This window comes from Ralstonia sp. ASV6 (assembly GCF_016429285.1).
GTDB classification, from domain to species: Bacteria; Pseudomonadota; Gammaproteobacteria; order Burkholderiales; family Burkholderiaceae; genus Ralstonia; species Ralstonia flaminis.
Genome location: NZ_JAELUI010000278.1, coordinates 1 through 2,855, shown reverse-complemented (window position 1 = coordinate 2,855; position 2,855 = coordinate 1). Strand labels below are relative to the sequence as shown.

Here is a 2,855-nt window from a genome sequence, read left to right as displayed (position 1 = left end):
GGGGTAGATCTTGAGCAGGCGCCGCTTGAGAAACGCTGGCGTGGTATCGGTACTGCGCGCAGACCACGTCAGCACGAACCCGCTCAGCACGAAGAAGAACGACACGCCCACGCGCCCGCCCACGTTGAACAGGTGGTTGTAGGCCGTGGCCCACTGCGCATTGGCAAACGGGTTGAACACTACGATCTTCGTGAGTGACCCGTGGTACAGGAAGACCAGCATGGCCGCCAGAAAGCGCAGCCCGGTAAGCGACGGCAGCCGACTGGCTGCAGGCGTGCGGAGCGTGAGTACCATGAAGGTCTCCTGTGCAGGTCAGGCGGTGGCGGCTTCGGATTCCCAGTGGGTGTCTGCCGTCAAGACGCGCGTGCGCAGTCCGGTCAGGAAGCGCGGCAGCTCGTCGTGCAGCAAGCGCTCAAGCGACGGTGAGCCAAACGGACGTTCGGTCGTCGCCAAGTCGGGTGAACGCACCAGTAGACGGCTGAGGTAGCGCGTGACCGCCAGATTGCGTGCGACGGCTTCCAGGCGCGGTAGCTCATACGCATCCAGATCGCGCGCGAGGATGGCGCGCGCCAGCACCGCCGCGTCTTCGATGCCAAGGTTCATGTTGGTGCCGCCGATGGGGCTGAACTGGTGCCACGCGTCACCGGCAAAGAACACGCGCCCCACGCGTGCGCGGCTGGCAATGCGGTGGCCGAACGCGCTGTGCGTGATCCAGTGCAACTGCCGCACTTTGGTGGTGATGGGTGTCATGTCGCGGATGATGCGTTCAATGAACGCGGCATCGAAACCGCTGCCCGGGTCTTCGCCCGGGAAGGACGCGATCACGCGGTAGCTGCCGCCCGGGATCGGCACGATCATCAGGTAGCCGTCCACACCGCAGAAGCAGTGCATCTCGTCGTTGGCCAGCGGCAGCGTGTCAAAGCTCACGTCTGCCACCACAAAGTAGCCGGCATACATGACCTGGTCGACTGGGATGTCGAGCAGGCGCCGTGCCGTGCTGTTGCCGCCATCACAAGCGATGACGTGGTCTGCGAAGATGCGCTCTTCGGTGCCGTCCGGGTGAGTGCAGGTGGCGATCACGCCGGTGGGCGTTTCCTGCAGCGCCTGCAACTCCAACCCCTGACAGATCGACACACCCAGCTCGGAAATGCGCCGATACAGCGTGCGCTCGATCACGTCTTGCGTGAGGTGGAAGAAGTGCGGGCGCGCGATGTCGAGCTGGTGGAAGTTGATGTCGGCAAAGTACGCGCGGCGCCGGTACAGGTTCATGCGCGGCACGCGCAGGCCCAGCGCATCGAGCTGCGCGCCAATGCCAAGCTGGTCGAACACCGCCAGACTCGCCTGGTTCACAGCAATGCCGCGCGGCAGGGTCGACAGCTCCAGCCGCTTGTCGATCACCTGCACCGCCTCGCCCTGTTGGGCGAGCAGTCCGGCCAGCGTCATCCCAACAGGGCCACAACCGACGATCAGTAGGCTCATGGCCGGCTCCTCACAGCGTCTTGGAAAACTCAAGAATCAGCTTGCCGCACACCTCGGGCGCTTCCAGGTGCGGCACATGGCCCACGTCTTCCAGGATGTGCACGTTGGCCGGCTGGATGCGCGGCACGCGGGTCTGCAGCTTGTCGTAGTAGGCGTTGTCGATAAAGGCGTCGTTCTTGCCGCCGATGTACAGGAAGGGCACCTTGCTGCCCGACAGGATGGCAAGCTCATCCAGCCAGCCTTGCGTCTTCAGGTGGATGGCGAATTGCTCGCGGAAGTTGCCGTCGGATTCCTTGATGTCCGTGAGCATGCGCTTGTACACGTCGGTGCCGGCTTGCGAGACATCGAGGTAAGCACGCGTGAGCGCGTCGGCTTCATCGCCGACGAGGTGGTTCTTGAAGGCGAGTTCCTTCGGTGCCTCAGGGCGGAAGTTGGAGAACGCATCTTCGCGGCTGACAGCGTGCACACCGGCAATCGAAACCAGGCCGAGCAGGTTCGGATCCTTGAACAGCGATTGCGTGGCGATGTTGGCGCCCACGCTGTTGCCCACGGCAATGATCTCGTGCAGCGACAGGCGGTGGCGGAATTCTTCGAACAGCGTGCGCAGGCCGATCATGCTGTACTGAAAACCGAAGCGTGCCACGTCGATGTGATCCGACTGGCCATGGCCCGGAAAATCCAGCGCGATCAGGTTGAATTGGTCGCCCAGGATCGGTTCCAGATCGGCGAAAGAGGCGGCGGTGGACGCCGTGCCATGCAGGAACACGATGGTGGGTCCGTTGGCCTTGCCGCCCTGCAGGTAGTGCAGTTTGCCGAAATCGAAATTCAGGAATCTGGATTGCATTACACGGCTCCTTCGAGGTGTTCGTTGCGGGGTGTGACGGGGTCAGTGGATTCAGCCGGGCGCGTTTCCTTGCGCTTGAACAGCGCAACCGACAGGCCGATGCCGATGGCCGCCAGCAGGGCGTTGAACGCCATCAGCGCACGCATGGCGGGCACGTAGCTCATGTTGACGAGATCACGCACCGCATCGATCGGGTGGTCGGCAAACATGCCTGCGACGTTGACCAGGTTCTGGCTGGCGTTGACGAGCCCGTGCAGCGTGTGCAGCTGGTCGGGTGTGAACGAGGTAGCGGCGCTGGCGATATGCCGTGCGAGTTCGAGTTCCCCCACCTTGCTGAGAATCAACCCCGACACCGCCACCCCGAACATCGCCCCCACCATCGACAGCGTGAAGAACAGGCCGATGGCCGTGCCCGTGTGCTTGGGTGAAACCTGCGATGTGGCGCCGTTGATGGTGGCCGTGGTGAGCGCCCCGTTTGACAGGCCGAAGCTCACCAGCCCGATCACGAACAGCACGATGGACAGGTCCACAC

Annotated in this window: 3 protein-coding genes and 1 pseudogene; all 4 read right to left on the bottom strand. The window is 63.3% G+C overall.

Annotation, left to right across the window (positions count from 1 at the left end; genetic code table 11):
• A partial coding sequence (locus tag JHD73_RS27345; protein ID WP_233177187.1) for an acyltransferase occupies positions 1–294 on the bottom strand: 294 nt, incomplete at its 3' end.
• Between the two features lie 18 nt (positions 295–312).
• Entirely contained in the window at positions 313–1,479 is a 1,167-nt protein-coding gene (locus JHD73_RS27340) for an NAD(P)/FAD-dependent oxidoreductase (RefSeq protein WP_199033271.1), read from the bottom strand.
• Between the two features lie 10 nt (positions 1,480–1,489).
• Entirely contained in the window at positions 1,490–2,323 is an 834-nt protein-coding gene (locus JHD73_RS27335; RefSeq protein WP_199033270.1) for an alpha/beta fold hydrolase, read from the bottom strand.
• Positions 2,323–2,855: pseudogene (locus tag JHD73_RS27330) on the bottom strand (hypothetical protein); the annotation flags it as partial. The gene JHD73_RS27335 and the pseudogene JHD73_RS27330, both read right to left, overlap by 1 nt.